This window comes from Solwaraspora sp. WMMD1047 (assembly GCF_029626155.1).
Classification (GTDB): domain Bacteria; phylum Actinomycetota; class Actinomycetes; order Mycobacteriales; family Micromonosporaceae; genus WMMD1047.
The window spans coordinates 375,045-389,049 of the sequence record NZ_JARUBL010000001.1; the positions used below are offsets into that span (position 1 = coordinate 375,045).

At 74.6% G+C, this 14,005-nt stretch carries 10 protein-coding genes; 7 read left to right on the plus strand and 3 right to left on the minus strand.

Annotation, left to right across the window (positions count from 1 at the left end):
• Positions 1–210: 210 nt before the first annotated feature.
• From O7627_RS01760 to O7627_RS01785, 6 genes are all read left to right on the plus strand, one after another.
• The gene (locus O7627_RS01760) at positions 211–1,038 is read left to right on the plus strand and encodes an adenosylcobinamide amidohydrolase (RefSeq protein WP_278091748.1); all 828 of its coding nucleotides are present in this window, start codon (positions 211–213) and stop codon (positions 1,036–1,038) included.
• 59 nt (positions 1,039–1,097) lie between these two features.
• Positions 1,098–2,309 carry a CapA family protein gene (locus tag O7627_RS01765; RefSeq protein ID WP_278091749.1) on the plus strand — a complete coding sequence of 404 codons (1,212 nt, stop codon included), beginning with the start codon at positions 1,098–1,100 and terminating at the stop codon, positions 2,307–2,309.
• Positions 2,310–2,448: 139 nt separating this feature from the next.
• Positions 2,449–3,174, plus strand: coding sequence for an endonuclease III (gene nth / locus O7627_RS01770; RefSeq protein ID WP_278098112.1), 726 nt, complete (start codon positions 2,449–2,451; stop codon positions 3,172–3,174).
• Positions 3,171–3,878, plus strand: coding sequence for a TlpA disulfide reductase family protein (locus tag O7627_RS01775; protein WP_278091750.1), 708 nt, complete (start codon positions 3,171–3,173; stop codon positions 3,876–3,878). The genes nth and O7627_RS01775 overlap by 4 nt, the downstream gene beginning before the upstream one ends.
• 83 nt (positions 3,879–3,961) lie before the next feature.
• On the plus strand, positions 3,962–4,597 hold the full coding sequence (locus tag O7627_RS01780; RefSeq protein ID WP_278098113.1) for a CoA pyrophosphatase: 636 nt from the start codon (positions 3,962–3,964) through the stop codon (positions 4,595–4,597).
• A 57-nt stretch (positions 4,598–4,654) separates the two neighbouring features.
• On the plus strand, positions 4,655–5,833 hold the full coding sequence (locus O7627_RS01785; protein ID WP_278091751.1) for a MarP family serine protease: 1,179 nt from the start codon (positions 4,655–4,657) through the stop codon (positions 5,831–5,833).
• A gap of 42 nt (positions 5,834–5,875) precedes the next feature.
• Here the strand turns inward: O7627_RS01785 and mycP are convergent, their stop codons facing one another.
• Positions 5,876–7,240 (minus strand): type VII secretion-associated serine protease mycosin, encoded by a 1,365-nt coding sequence (mycP, locus tag O7627_RS01790; RefSeq protein ID WP_278098114.1) that lies wholly within the window; start codon positions 7,238–7,240, stop codon positions 5,876–5,878.
• Positions 7,241–7,395: 155 nt separating this feature from the next.
• Positions 7,396–11,352: a type VII secretion protein EccCa gene (gene eccCa / locus O7627_RS01795; RefSeq protein WP_278091752.1), complete on the minus strand. Its 3,957-nt coding sequence runs from the start codon at positions 11,350–11,352 to the stop codon at positions 7,396–7,398.
• Between the two features lie 128 nt (positions 11,353–11,480).
• On the opposite strand from eccCa, the gene eccD reads away from it, so the two are divergent.
• On the plus strand, positions 11,481–12,926 hold the full coding sequence (eccD, locus tag O7627_RS01800; protein WP_278091753.1) for a type VII secretion integral membrane protein EccD: 1,446 nt from the start codon (positions 11,481–11,483) through the stop codon (positions 12,924–12,926).
• 6 nt (positions 12,927–12,932) lie between these two features.
• Here the strand turns inward: eccD and O7627_RS01805 are convergent, their stop codons facing one another.
• Positions 12,933–13,439, minus strand: a complete 507-nt coding sequence (locus tag O7627_RS01805; RefSeq protein ID WP_278091754.1) for an inorganic diphosphatase — start codon at positions 13,437–13,439, stop codon at positions 12,933–12,935.
• Between the last annotated feature and the right edge of the window lie 566 nt (positions 13,440–14,005).

Sequence of the window (14,005 nt, forward strand, 5' to 3'; positions counted from 1 at the left end):
GCCGTCCGCCGGCCGGGTCCGCCGGTCGGTCATCCGTCGCGCGTTCGCCAAGTCTAGGCGCCCGCCGGCCGTGATCGGCGGTGCACCCCGGGAATCTTGATCCAGAAGCGTAACCGATCTGTTCTCATACCTCGCTACGATCGCGCTCCCACGGGCTCGTCGGGGCACTCCCGGGGCTCCTGCTTCGGCGCCGACCGCTAGGGTCGGCCCGTGATCACCGGTCCCGCGCTGACGTCCCGGCGCGAGGATGGCCTCGATCTTCCGCTGCTGGTCTGGCGGCTGCCGGGGCCGGCGCGGGCGATCGGATCCGCGCCGCTGGGCGGCGGGATCGGCGAACGGCGCTGGTTGATCAACGCGACCGTGCCGATGTCGTACCGCCGGGACGACCCGGATGCGCACCTGGCCGCGCTCGCCCACGACCTCGACCTGGTCGGACCCGGTATCGGCCTGCTCACTGGCGTCGACGTCGCCGACCTGGTGACCCGCGAGGAGACCGGGGTGCGCGTCTGGGCGACCATCGGGCTGGGCACGCCGATCCTGGCCGCCGCCCCGGAGCCGGCAGCGCCCGGGTCGGCGCCTGCGATCCTGGCCGTCTCACCGGAGAGTTCAGCGCCCGGGTCGGAGTCGGTGCCCGCGACGCCGGAGTCGGCAGGGTCGGCGGCGGTGCGGGTGCCGGTCCGGCCGCGATCATCGCCGGCTCCGCGCGAGGTGGGGACGGTGAACATCGTCGCCTGGGTGCCGGTCGGGTTGAGCGATGCGGCGCTTGTCAACGCCGTCGGCACGGTGACCGAGGCCAAGGCCCAGGCGCTCTGGGAGCTGGGGCTGGCGGCCACCGGCACCGCGACCGACGCGGTGGTGGTGCTCTGCCCGCCGGACGGCCCGCGGGAGGCGTACGGCGGTCCGCGGTCCCGCTGGGGTGCCCCGCTGGCGCGGGCGACCCGGGACGCGGTCGTGGCCCGTGGACCGGACCCCGGTCCGGCCTGGTCGGTCCGGTACGCGGCCGAGGTGAAACGAGCCGCCGACCGGCACGAACGCTGAAATGTCCGGACGGTCGGTCAGTCGTCCCCCGGTACCGGTTCCGGTACTGTCTGCTGGCGATGTCCACACACGCTGATCAGGCACCCAACCGCCCGGGACGCCCCCGCCGACGACTGCTCGGCCGGCCGGCCCTGGTGCTGGCCGCTGTCGTCGTACTGCTGGTCGGGCTGGGCGTGGTCGGTGTCGCCGCGGCCGGGTTCCTCCGCGACGAGCCGCCGGCGCCGACCTGGCAGGCCGGCTCGGCCGACAGCACCGGCGGGACCGGCCAGTCGGCGCCGACCCCGAGCCCGACGCCGGCCGACCGGGCGATCTCGATGTCCGCGACCGGCGACATCGTGCTCGGCAACGCGCCGAACCGGCTGCCGGCCAACGACGGCGAGGGCTTCTTCGACTCGGTCCGCGACGCCCTCGCCGCCGACCTGGTGATGGGCAACCTGGAGGAGCCGCTGACCGAGGACACCGGGACCGGCAAGTGCGGCGCCGACTCCACCCGGTGCTTCCAGTTCCGGGCCCCACCGTCGTACGCCAAGCACCTGGCCGACGCCGGTTTCGACCTGCTCAACCAGGCCAACAACCACGGGTACGACTTCGGCGCCGCCGGCTACCGCAACACCCAGCAGGCACTGGAGCGCCACGACCTGCTGCACACCGGCGCGGTGGACCAGATCACCGTCACCGAGGTCGAGGGGGTCAAGGTCGCGGTCGCCGGCTTCTCCTCGTACGCCTGGAACAACAGCCTGGTCGACATCGCCGCCGCGGAGAAGGTGATCGAGAAGGCGACCACCATGGCCGACCTGGTCGTGGTCCAGGTGCACATGGGTGCGGAGGGGTCGGAGATGACCCGCGTCAAGCCCGGCACCGAGCTGTTCCTGGGCGAGAACCGGGGCGATCCGGTCAAATTCTCGAAGGCGATGATCGACGCCGGTGCCGACCTGATCGTCGGGCACGGGCCGCACGTGCTGCGCGGCATGGAGTTCTACCAGGGCCGGCTGATCGCGTACAGCCTCGGGAACTTCGCCGGCGGCGGCAACATGCTCAGCAACAACGGCCGGCTCGGCTGGGGCGGGGTGCTCAAGGTCGAGCTGAACGCCGACGGGAGCTGGGCCGGCGGGCAGTTCCTCTCGACGTACATGAACGGGGCCGGCAAGCCGACCATGGACCGCGACCTGCGCGGGTTGAAGCTGATTCAGCAGCTCAACCGCTCCGACTTCCCGCAGACCGGCGCGAAGCTGGACGCCAAGGGCGTCATCTCGCCGCCACCGGCCGACTGACCGGCGACGACCGCGGCCGGGCCGCCGGGCCCGCGGTGGCGTCACAACCCCGACGTACGCTGACCTCGTGACCAGTACCCCCATCAGCGCCGGCCCGGTCGGCGAGACCGACCTCGGCCGCAAGCGGCGGGCGCGCCGGATGGCCCGCGTGCTGGCCGAGACCCATCCGGACGCGCACTGCGAACTGGACCACCAGGGGCCGTTGCAGCTCGCGGTGGCCACGGTCCTCTCCGCCCAGACCACCGACAAGAAGGTCAACGAGGTCACGCCGAAACTGTTCGCCCGCTACCACAGCGCGGCCGACTACGCCGGCGCCGACCGGGCCGAGCTGGAGGAGCTGCTCCGACCCACCGGCTTCTACCGCAACAAGACCACCTCCCTGATCAACCTGGGCCAGGCGCTGGTGGAGCGGTACGACGGTGAGGTGCCCGGCCGGCTGACCGACCTGGTGACCCTGCCGGGGATCGGCCGCAAGACGGCGAACGTGATCCTCGGCAACGCGTTCGGGGTCCCCGGGATCACCGTCGACACCCACTTCCAGCGGCTGGTCCGGCGCTGGGGCTGGACGGCCGAGACCGACCCGGTCAAGATCGAGAGCGCCGTCGGCGGGCTCTTCGAGAAGCGGGACTGGACGATGCTCTCGCACCGGGTGATCTTCCACGGGCGGCGGGTCTGCCACGCCCGGAAGCCGGCCTGCGGGGCCTGCACGCTGGCCCCGCTCTGCCCGTCCGTCGGGCTGGGGCCGACGGCGGCGCCGGCCGCGGCGAAGCTGCTCAAGGGCCCCCGCGCGGTCGAGTTGGTGGTCGCGGCCGGCATCGACCCGGGCCTGGTCCCGGCGACGGCCGTGGCGGCGGAGGTGCCGTGAGACCCCGCTCGGCCGGGCCGCTGCTGGCTCTGGTGCTGCTGCCGCTGGCGCTGCTCGCCGCCGGCTGTTCCGGTCCGTCGCCGGAGCCGGACCGTCGGTCGGCCACGGCCGGGTCCGACCCGGCGCCGTTCGAGCCCTGCCCGAAACTCGACGTCCCGCCGGTCCCGGCGGGGTCCTCGGCCGCGCCTGCCGCACGCGCTCCGGCCGAGAGCCCGGCGGAGGCCCCACGAACGGCGGCCCTGGGAGTGGTGGCCATGGAAACGGCCCCGGGTGGCGGGCATCGGGCGATGCCAGCCGTGACGCTCGACTGTTTCGTCGGCGGGGAGCGGGTCGACCTCGGCGCACTGCGCGGCCCGGCAGTCGTCAACCTCTGGGCCTCCTGGTGCGGGCCGTGCCGCAAGGAACTGCCCGCCCTGCAGCGGCTGCATGAGCGGGCCGCCGGCGCGGTGCGGGTGATCGGGGTGGACACCCGCGACCGGCGGGCGGCCGCCGAGGAGACCGCCGCCGACCTCGGCATCACTTTCCCGCAGTTCTTCGACGAGCAGGAGCGGCTGCTGATCGGGCTGGAACGTCGGGTCATCCCGGTCACCGCCTTCGTGGACGGCCAGGGCCTGATCCGGCACCTGGACGAGTCCGGCGCCCTCGACGACGAGACGCTCGGCAAGCTGGTCGAGCAGCATCTCGGCGTGGCGGTGGCACCGTGACCGGCCACGCCACCGGGGGCGGTGCCGGCGGGTCCGGCGCCACCGGCGGCGGGGCCGACCAGCTACCCGGCTGGTGCGAGCCGCTGCTCAGTCGGGTCCGGGCCGCCCGGCGGGAGGACTTCACCCGGTTGCGGACGCCCACCAGCGGCGGTCGGGAGAGCGCCGTGCTGGTACTGCTCGGCGAGGAACCCGGCCAGGGACCCGACGTGCTGATCATGCAGCGCGCGGCGACCCTGCGTAACCATGCGGGGCAGCCGGCCTTCCCGGGCGGTGCCGCCGACGAGGGGGACGCGGACCCGCCGGCCACCGCGCTGCGCGAGGCGAACGAGGAGGTCGGTCTCGATCCGACGAGCGTGACGGTGCTGGCCCAGCTGCCGAGGCTGTGGATTCCGGTAAGCGAATTCGTGGTCACCCCGGTCCTCGGCTGGTGGCACCGGCCGCACCCCGTGCACCCCCGGCAGCCCGCCGAGGTGGCGCACGTGGCCCGGCTGCCCGTCGCCGAGCTGGTCGACCCCGACAACCGGCTCCGGGTCCGCCACCCCAGCGGTTGGGTCGGGCCGGCCTTCCAGGCCCGCGGGATGCTGGTCTGGGGCTTCACCGGCGGAGTGCTCGCCGCGCTGCTCGACATGGCCGGCTGGAGCCGCCCCTGGCCGCTGGACCGGGTGGTGGACCTGCCCCCGAGCCAATCGCTCCCGACGCCGTCCGCCGGCGCGGACTGACCGTCCCATGATCGAGTCACGGAAGCCGTTGCGGCGACCGCCCCGTACCCTTAACGGGTGTCCGCCGTGGATGTCATCCTCATCCTGCTCATGCTCGTGTTCGCGATCAGCGGCTACCGGCAGGGCTTCGTCATCGGTCTCCTCTCGTTCGCGGGGTTCTTCGCCGGGGCGCTGATCGGCCTGCAGCTCGGGCCGCTGCTCGCCCAGCGGTTCGCCGACGGAGCGACCCGGGTCGGCGTCTCGCTGGTCACGATCTTCGGGCTGGCCGTCCTCGGCCAGGCGCTGGCGGGCTGGGTCGGCTCGCACCTGCGGCGGGCGATCACCAGTCACGCCGGCCGCAAGGCCGACGACATCGGCGGGGCGTTCGTCTCGCTGCTCGCCGTGCTGCTGGTCGGCTGGCTGGTCGCGGTACCGCTCGGGTCGTCGTCGCTGCCGTGGCTGGCCAGCGCGGTCCGCAACAGCGCGCTGCTCTCCGTGGTCGACCGGGTGCTGCCCGAAGAGGTGCAGACCCTCTCCAACGCGCTGCGGGACACCGTGGACACCAACGGCTTCCCCGACGTGTTCGGCGGCCTGACGCCGACCCGGGCGCGGGACGTGGCGCCACCGGACCCGGCCCTGGCCGGCTCCCAGGTGGTGGCGAACGGGGAACGGTCGGTGGTGAAGGTGCTGGCCGTCGCGCCGAGCTGCTCGCGCCGGATCGAGGGGTCGGGCTTCGTCTACGCCGAGGACCGGGTGATGACGAACGCGCACGTGGTGGCCGGTGCCCGGACCGTCGCCGTCGAGGTACGCGGTGAGCGGCACACCGGGCGGGTGGTGGTCTACGACCCGGACCGGGACCTGGCCGTCCTCTACGTACCCGGCATCTCCGCGCCGGTGATGCCGTTCGCGCAACGCCCGGTGGCGCCGGACGCCGACGCGATCGTGCTGGGCTTCCCGCTGGACGGCCCCTACAACGCCCAGTCCGCCCGGGTCCGCAGTGCCGGGGACATCACCGGACCGGACATCTACGAGTCCGGGGACGTCACCCGGGAGATCTACACGATCCGGGCGCTGGTCCGCAGCGGCAACTCGGGTGGCCCGCTGGTGGCGCCGAACGGCGAGGTGCTCGGGGTGATCTTCGCGGCGGCGGCGGACGACCGCAACACCGGCTTCGCCGTCACCGCCGCCGAGGCCGCCCCGGTCGCCACCGCCGGCGCGGACCGCACCCGCAGCACCGGCACCGGCGACTGCACCTGAGCCGGACCCGCCCGACGGACGGCGGGCCCGGGGAGGGGGAGCTCAGTCCGGTCGAGGGCGGCGGGGGGTGGAGCCGTGGGACAGGCCGGCGCGACCGCCGCGCTGGCGTGCCCGGGCCGGCACCTCGCGGAACCGGCGAGCCAGCAGGGCACCGCCGGCGACGACCGCCACCAGCAACGCCCCGCCACCCCAGAAACCCTGCGGCCGACCACCCACCGGACTGCCGGCGGGTAGCGCCACCCAACCGTCCCGCGAACCGTGCGCCGCGGCGCCGAGCTGCTCCGGGTCGGCCTCGGCCCGGTCCGGCGGCGGAGTCTGGCCGGGCGCCGGACCGAATCCGGACACCCCCGGCGCCGCGGCACCGTCGTCCAGCGGGTTACGCTCGACCGTCGAGACCTCGCTGTTCAGGGCGGCGTTCGGGTTCACCAGCCCGAACCCGAACTCGGCGTCCCGGCCGGCCGGGCCGAGATCGCGGGCGGTGCTGATCAGCCGATTCACCACCGCCCCGGCCGGCAGGTCCGGCCAGCGCGACCGGACCAGGGCCGCCGACGCGGCGACCAGCGGGGCCGCGAAGCTGGTGCCCTGGACCCGCCAGAAGCCACCGGGCCGGGCGCCCAGCAGCCCGGTCGCCGGGGCGGTGAGCACGGTCTCCGGACCGGTGATCGACCCCGACCAGAGCGCGTCGCTGTCGCGTTCCAGACCGGCAACGGCCACCATCCCCGGCTCCCGGGCCGGGTACCAGACCTCGTTGGTGGAGGAGGCGCTGGCGTTGCCCGTGCAGGCGATCACCACCACGTCCCGGGCGAACGCGTAGTCGAGGGCGGCGGCCAAAGCCGGGCTCTCGCCGGTGCCGCCCAGGGAGAGGTTCACCACCGTCGCCCCGTTGTCCACGGCCCACCGCACGCCCTTCGCCACGATCAGCGCGTCGTCGTAGCGGTTCTCCTCGTCCAGCACCCGGACCGGCAGAATCTTGGCCCGCGGCGCCAGGCCGACCACACCGCGGCTGTCGTCGTTGCGGCCGGCGATCAGCCCGGCGACGGTGGTGCCGTGCCCGACCGGATCGTTCTGACCGTCGCCCGCCCCGGCCACCGGCTCCGGATCGGCCGCCGGGTCCGCCGGGTCTCCCGGATTGGCGACCAGGTCGATACCCGGCAGCACCTGGCCGGCCAGGTCCGGATGGGAACCATCCACCCCGGAATCGATGACGGCGACCGTGACGCCCTCGCCGGTCGAAACCTGCCACGCCGACTCGATGTCGAACGCGTCGAGTTGCCACTGCTCGTCGCGGGCCATGTCGGTGGAGACCGGCACGCCCACCGGCGGCGGGACCGGCGCGGCGGCGGCCGGAGACGGTCCGAGCAGCACACCCGAGAAGCCGGCAACGGCAATCAGCGCCGCTCCCGACACCCGGGCCACGGCGCTCCGGTACTGATGCCGTTGCCCAGTCACAGCATGGCCTTTACACCCCGGCAGACACGTGATGCACGGAGGTTACCGTGTTTCACCCCTGTCGCGGTGGCATCTTCGCGGATTTGATCACACCTGGCGGGCGGGGGCACCGGTCAGGTCGGCGGCAGATGTCCGAGCTGTACCAGCCGTACCCCCTCCCGCCTGGTGATCAACCGGCCGCGGCCCGGCGGCAGGGGGCCGGGCCGCACCGTGCCGATCAGCGCGCCCTCGTCCGGACTGCCGGACATCACCAGACCGGGCGCGGAGAGCTCCCGCAGCCGTTGCACGATCGGGTCGTAGAGCGCCCGGGCGGCGCCACCCGAGCGGCGGGCCAGCACCAGGTGCAGGCCGACGTCGCGGCCCTGCGGCAGATACTCCTCCAGCGCCCGCAGCGGGTTCGCCGGCCCGGTCGCCACCAGGTCGTAGTCGTCGACCAGGACGAACAACTCCGGACCGGTCCACCACGAGCGGTCCCGCAACTGCTGCGCGGTGACGTCGGCACCGGGCAGCCGACGCTGCATGTACCCGGCCACCGACTCGATCAACTCGGCGGTGCCGGCCGCCGCCGTGCCGTACCCGATCAGATGTTCGGTCTCGACCGCGCCGAGCAGGCTGCGCCGGTAGTCGACCAGGATCACCCGGGCCTGCTCCGGCGCGAACCGGCCGACGATCGTGGTGGCCAGCGCCCGCAGAAACGACGACTTGCCGCACTCGGCGTCACCGAAGACCAGGAAGTGCGGCTCGGCGCCGAAGTCGACCACCACCGGCCGGAGGTCCGCCTCGGCGATGCCGATCGGAATCCGCAGTCCGCTGCTGCCGGCCAGGTCCAGATCGGGGTACGGCAACACCGGCGGCAGCAGCCGTACCCGTGGGGCGGGGGCGCCCGACCAGCCGGCGGCGACCGCCTTGACCAGCGGTGCCGTCTGATCGCCCAGACTGGCCAGTGCCGGTAGGACGGTGAGCAGATGCAGGCTGTCGGCGGTGATACCCCGGCCCGGGGTCCGCTCCGGCACGTTGCTCGCCGCCCGGCGGGACACGATGGAATCCGTCGGGTCGCCGAGACGCAGCTCCAACCGGGAGCCGAACAGGTCCCGGATCGCCGGCCGGTAGTCCATCCAGCGCGGCGCGCTGGCGACCACGTGCACGCCGTACGACAGCCCGCGGGTGGCGATGTCGGTGATCAGGGGCTCCAGATCGTCGTACTCGCCGCGCAGCGTCGGCCACCCGTCGACCACCAGGAAGACGTCTCCGAACGGGTCGCCCAGCGGATGACCCGGGCCGGTCGCGGCCCGCCGCCGACGGCGGTACGCCGGCATCGAATCCACCCCCAGCTCGGCGAAGCGCCGCTCCCGGTCGGCCAACAGGGTGGTGATCTCCCCGACGGTACGCCGCACGGCGGCGTCGTCCAGCCGGCCGGCCACCCCGCCCACGTGCGGCAGGTCGCGCAGCGTGGCGAGCGAACCGCCACCGAAGTCCAGGCAGTAGATCTGCACCTCGACCGGGGTGTGGGTCAGCGCCAGGCCGCAGATCAGCGCCCGCAGCACCGTGGACTTGCCGCTCTGCGGGCCGCCGACCACCGCCACATGCCCGGCGCTGCCCGCCAACGTGAGCCAGTGCAGGTCCCGGCGCTGCTCGAACGGCTTGTCCACCAGCGCGACCGGCACCTGCAGGGCGCCGTGCAGCTCGGGGTTGCCGACGGTGAGGCCCCGGGCCGGGTCGACGCCGACCGGCCCGAGCAGCTCGTCGAGGGTCGGGGCCGCCGACAGTGGCGGCAACCAGACCTGGTGCGCCGGCGGACCCTGCCCGGCGAGCCGGTCGACCAGGATGTCGAGCAGGCTCGCGGAATTCGCGCCCGGCCCCGGCGCGGCCGGGAGCGGCGAGATCGGCTCGGGGGCCGGGGTGAAGTGGGTCGAATAGGACAGCACCCGGGCCGCGCCCGTCCGCCCCGCGTCGGCCGGCCCGCCCGGGCGGCGGTACGCCCCGGAGACGTAGGCCGCCTTGAACCGGACCAGCGGCTCGGTGCCGAACTTCAGATAGCCGTGCCCCGGCGACCTCGGCAGCTCGTACGCGTCCGCTGCCCCGAGCACCGCCCGGGACTCCAACGCCGAGAAGGTCCGCAACCCGATCCGGTACGACAGATGGGTGTCCAACCCGCGCAGCCGGCCCTCCTCCAACCGCTGCGAGGCGAGCAGCAGGTGTACGCCGAGCGACCGGCCCAACCGGCCGATCTGGACGAAGAGGTCGATGAAGTCCGGCTTGGCGGCGAGCAGCTCGGAGAACTCGTCGACGACGATCAGCAGGACCGGCAGCGGAGCCAGGGCGGCGCCGGCGGCGCGCGCCGCCGCGTACTCGCGCTGGTTGGTGAGGTTGCCGGCCCGGCGCAACAGCTCCTGGCGGCGGACCAGCTCGCCGTTGAGGGCGTCGACCATCCGGTCGACGAGCGGCAGCTCGTCGGCGAGATTGGTGATCACCGCGGCGGTGTGCGGCAGCCGGTCCAGGGAGAAGAAGGTGGCCCCGCCCTTGAAGTCGACCAGGACGACGTTGAGCTCCTCCGACGAATGGGTGGCGGCCAGCCCGAGCACCAGGGTCCGGAGCAGCTCGGACTTGCCGGAGCCGGTGGCACCGATCAGCAGGCCGTGCGGGCCCATCCCGTCCTGGGCGGACTCCTTGAGGTCGAGCTCGACGGCGCCGCCGTCCGTTCCGACCCCGATCGGCACCCGGAGCCGGTCGGCGTCCGCGCGGGGCGCCCAGCCCTGGGCGACGGCGAAGCTGTCGGGGTCGCCCACGCCGAGCAGCTCGGCCAGGCCCGGCTCGGCGGCCAGCGCGGCGTCCGACCCCCTGGCCGGGCCGGCCAGCCGCAGCGGCGCCAGCCGGCGGGCCACCGCCTCGGCCTCGACCAGCCCGAGCCGGTCCGGGGTGCCGACCTCGGCCGCGCCGTCCGTCGAAAACGTGCCCAGCCGGTCGTCGCGGGCGGTCAGCACGATCGTGGACCGGTCCGGCAGCCGGGGCGGCACACCGTCGATGTCGATGACCGTGACGCCGTCGATGCCGCCCTCGCCGATCAGTCGGGCGGCCCCGGTCAGGTCGGCGCTGTCCAGCACCACCACCACATGCGGGCCGGCGGTCGGTGGGCCGGCCGGATCGAACCGGGAACGGTCGCCCACCACGTCGGCGAGGAGTCGCTCCAGGTCCGCCACCGAGCTGCCGACCAACCGCACCGGGCCGACCGCGTCGGTACGACTCGGATGGCGGGCATGCGGAAGCCACTTCGCCCACTCCCACCAGGCCCGCCGCTCCGGACCGGCGCAGATCGCGATCATCAACTCGTCCGGGGCGTGGAAGACCGAGAGCTGCGTCAACATCGCCCGGGCCAGCGCGTGGCCGCTGCCACCGGGTCCGGCCCCGGTGGCCTCGCCCTGCAGGTGGACCCGGGCGAAGCCGCGCAGCGACAGCGCCACCGGCAGGTCCGGCACCACCGAGTACGCGTCGAGGAAGCGGCGCAGCGCACCGGCGGTCAGCGGCTCCAGATCCTCCAACGACCGGGTCGCCGGCGGCAGCAGCGGCGTCGCCAGGGTCTGCGGGCCGACCCCCACCCGGACCACCCCGAAGTCCGCGTCGGTGGGGCGGCGCTCCCAGACCCGGTGGCTGGCGACCGTCGACCAGAGCTGGCCCGGGTCCGGGTGCCGGTAGAAGAGACCGGCCCGCTGCCGCGCCGCGGTCTGGCGGACCCGCCGCCGCAGCCCGGCGAGGTGCCGAAGGTACCCCCGCCGGGCCGCGACCAGCTCCGACCGGCGCGGCGAACCGGCCGAGCCACCCCAGGAGGTGGCGAGCATGGCCAGCGACGAGAGCCCGAACATCGCGCCGACCACGTACGCGTAGGCGCCGCCGCCGCGGCCGAACATCATCGCCATCGCGACCGAGCCACCCAGCATCGGCAGCACCATCAGCAGTTGCTGCCAGCGGTTCCCGGTTTCCTGGGGGAGCTCCGGTGGCGCCTCGACGACAAGTTCGCCGGTCGGGATCTCGGGCGCGGGACGCCGGGGCGGGCGTCGGATGACGAGCGTGCTCATGCCGTCCTGTCCATTGCAGCCGGTCCAATCCAGACCGTGATCATCGCGCTCGGTAGTATGAGCCGGACTCATGGTAGGTAAGTGCGGCCGTCCGCGCAGCCGCGGTCCACCGCGCGATGGAGGACTCGATGAGTACCGGGCTGGCCCGCGTCACGATCAGCGCACCGCAGCGGCGGATGGACCTCGCGCTACCCGAACACCTGCCCCTGGCCGACCTGCTGCCCGAGGTGCTGCGGCACGCCGGTGAAGGGCTCGCCGACGACGGCGAACGGCACGGCGGCTGGGTGCTGCGGCGGGCCGACGGGGCCGCGCTCGCCGCCGGGCAGCCGCTGCACCCGCAGGGGGTACGCGACGGCGAGGTGCTGCACCTCGTCCCGGCCCGGGCGCAGTGGCCGGAACTGGAGTACGACGACGTGGTGGAGGCGATCGCCGACGGCGCCCGCCGTCGGGGCGGCGCCTGGTCCGCCCCGGCCACCCGGACGGTGAGCCTGGTCGCCGCCGGGCTGGCCCTCGCGATCGGCCTCGCCGCCCTACTTCGGGGCGGCCCGGGCTGGCACCTCGGCGCGGTCGCGGCGCTCGGGACGGCCGCCCTGCTCACCCTGGCCGGGGTGGTCGCCTCCCGGGCGTACGGGGACGCCCCGGCCGGCACCGCCCTCGGCGGCTACGCGCTCGGGTACGCGTTCTGCGGCGGCGCCCAACTGGTCGCCACCGGTGACCCGGTCGGGGTGCTGGCGCCGGTGCGCTGGATCGGCGCCCCGGAGGCGTTGGCCGGCGCGGTCGCCGTTCTGCTCACCGCCGTCCTGGCGACCGTCGGGGTGGCGGCCGGCCGACCGGTGCCGGTGGCCGGCGTCCTCGCCGGTGGGTTCGGCGCCGCGACGGCGCTGCTCGGGTTCGTGCTGCCGGCCGCCGGCGCGGCGGCGGTGCTGATGTCGGTGCTGGTCTGCGGCATCGGCGCGCTGCCGCTGCTGGCCATCCGGTTCGGCAGACTGCCGATGCCGGCCATCGCGGTGCCGACCGGGACCGGCGCGCCGGAGCACCTGTCGGAGCACCCGCCGGAGGGCGCGGTGGCCGGCGGGCCGGACGGTGCCCGGCACCGGCCGGCGCGCGGTCGCGTCCACGCCGCGGTGGCCCGGACCGAGGAGATCCTGACCGGCCTGTTGATCGGCCACGCCGTACTGGCGGGGCTGGCCGGACTGCTGCTGGTCACCGCCGGCGGGGTGGCCGGTCAGCTGCTGGCGGCGGTCGCCGGGATCGCCCTGCTGCTGCGCTCCCGGATCTTCGCCGCCCGGGCGCAGCGGATCCCCCTGCTCGCCGCCGGCCTGGCCCTGGGCGCCCTGCTCGGGCTGGCCTGGACCGGCCGGCTCGGCGCCGCCGGGCTGATGACGCTGGCCGCCGCCGCGCTGATCACCGCCCTGGCCACGGTCGCCACCGGCGCCAGGTACGCGAATCGACCGCCCGGCCCCTATCTGGGCCGAGCGGCCGAGGTGCTCGACGTGCTGATGGTGGTCTCGGTGGTGCCGGTGGCCTGCGCGGTGCTCGGCCTCTACGGGCGGGCCCGCGGACTGCTCGGCTGACGGGCGTCAGTGGGTGGTCTCGCCCGCCGCCTCGGCATCCTGCTGCCGGCGGTACGACGCCCGGATCTCCGCCTCGGCCTCGGTCCGCCCGACCCAGGTCGCCCCCTCGACCGACTTGCCGGGCTCCAGGTCCTTGTACACCTCGAAGAAGTGCTGGATCTCCAGCCGGTCGAACTCGCCGAGGTGGTGGATATCGCGCAGGTGCTCCTGGCGGGGGTCCTCGTAGGGAACGCAGAGCACCTTGTCGTCGCCGCCCTTCTCATCGGTCATCCGGAACATCCCGATCGTCCGGCACCGGATCAGGCAGCCCGGGAAGGTCGGTTCGGGCACCAGGACCAGCGCGTCGAGCGGGTCGCCGTCGGCTCCGAGGGTGCCCTCGATGAAGCCGTAGTCGGCCGGATACTGGGTGGAGGTGAAGAGGGTGCGGTCCAGCCGGATGCGGCCGGTGGCGTGGTCCACCTCGTACTTGTTGCGGTGACCCTTGGGGATCTCAACCGTCACGTCGAAATCCATCACACACGCTCCCTCGTCGCCGGCGCTGGCTTAGGAATCGAAACGGCGCGGACCGGACGAGATTCTCGCCATCTGGTCGATCTGGACGCCGCCTAAGGTACGGACCGAAGTAGTGTCGCCTAGGCCGAATCGTGCGGGGAGGAGGGGCCGGTGGGGAGTGAAGATTCACACTCGGGTCCGGTGAGCGGCTCGTCGGGGGTCCCGCCGCACCGGGGCCGGGCCGGTGTCCCGGGCTCCTACCCGGTGCCCGATGCCGACCGGCGACCGACTCCGGGCAACCCGGGCCCCGGTGGACCGGGCCCGCACGGCCAGGGTCCGCACGGCCAGGGTCCGCACGGTCCGGGTCCGGGCGGTCCGGGGCCGGTTCGCGGTCGGGCCGTCGTACCGCCGCGGGCCTGGCCGCCCGCCGCCGGCCCGCAGACGGTCCCGGGTGGTCCGCGGAACGCTCCGGGCGGCCCGCAGACGGCTCCGGGTGGTCCGCGGAACGCTCCGGGTCCGGACAGTCCGCCGCCCGGTCCGCCCAGGCCAGCGGCCGGGGGCGGGGCTCACCCGGAGGCCGCCGGCCC

Excerpts from the sequence above, each read along its gene's own strand:
- nth (WP_278098112.1), top strand. The coding sequence starts at position 2,449 with ATGGCCCGCGTGCTGGCCGAGACCCATCCGGACGCGCACTGCGAACTG.
- eccD (WP_278091753.1), top strand. The coding sequence starts at position 11,481 with ATGAGTACCGGGCTGGCCCGCGTCACGATCAGCGCACCGCAGCGGCGG.
- O7627_RS01765 (WP_278091749.1), top strand. The coding sequence starts at position 1,098 with ATGTCCACACACGCTGATCAGGCACCCAACCGCCCGGGACGCCCCCGC.
- O7627_RS01805 (WP_278091754.1), bottom strand. The coding sequence starts at position 13,439 with ATGGATTTCGACGTGACGGTTGAGATCCCCAAGGGTCACCGCAACAAG.
- eccCa (WP_278091752.1), bottom strand. The coding sequence starts at position 11,352 with ATGAGCACGCTCGTCATCCGACGCCCGCCCCGGCGTCCCGCGCCCGAG.